General features: G+C 53.6%; 1 protein-coding gene. It reads left to right on the forward strand.

Annotated features, from left to right (window positions below; translation table 11 throughout):
- Positions 1-88 precede the first annotated feature (88 nt).
- Entirely contained in the window at positions 89-670 is a 582-nt protein-coding gene (gene dctP, locus QT231_RS24225) for a TRAP transporter substrate-binding protein DctP (RefSeq protein WP_308339328.1), read from the forward strand.
- Positions 671-791: the final 121 nt, after the last annotated feature.

The raw sequence follows: 791 nt of genomic DNA on the forward strand, positions 1-791 counted from the left end.
GGGGGAAGTGTGTCTGAACGACGGAAAATGGTTAAAAAGTAGGCCATTTAAGCCGTGCCCATAGGTGTTTAGCGATATTACAGCCTGAGTGCGGTACTGGCTGAGGCGCTATGAGAAATCCGGGCTAGGGTTGGGCGTGCATGGCCCTGGGGCGCTCTTTCTTGCTGAACCAATCGAAAGCCTTGACGATTTGCAGGGCAGAAGGGTGCGTATCGGTGGCGGCGTGATGGCGGATATTTCCAATGCGTTAAGCCTCACCGGGGTCGCACTGCCGCCAGGTGGGACATACGAAGCAGCCACGCAAGGAGTGGTCGACGGTGCCATGCTCACCCTTGAAGGACTCAAGAGTTTTCGACTGGCTGAAGTATTGCCCTACACGGTACAAATGCCGGGCGGCTTCTATCGTGGCAGCTTTTCCATGGTCATAAATCCCGATACCTGGCAGTCGCTTTCCGAGGAAGACCGTAACGCCATTATGGATGTCTCAGGCGAAAAGCTGTCCCGTCTGTTTGGTTTTATGATGGATACCGTCGATGTGCGTGGGGTTGAGTTTGCTAAGGAAGTGGGCAACACCTTTATCGAATTGCCTCCTGAAGAGGTTGAGAACTTCATGCAACTGGCGGCCAGCCTCCCCAGCGATTGGTTTGAAGTGGCAGCCGAGAAGGTGTAGTGGTCAACTAATCCCGGACAGTAATTTAAGATTTTCCTCAGCCACAACGGGAGGCATGCCATCGTTAAACGAGTGAGGGCGCTGCTGGTTGTAGTAACCCATCAGATAGCCACTAACGTCC

Source organism: Halomonas sp. SpR1 (assembly GCF_031010175.1).
GTDB lineage: Bacteria > Pseudomonadota > Gammaproteobacteria > Pseudomonadales > Halomonadaceae > Vreelandella.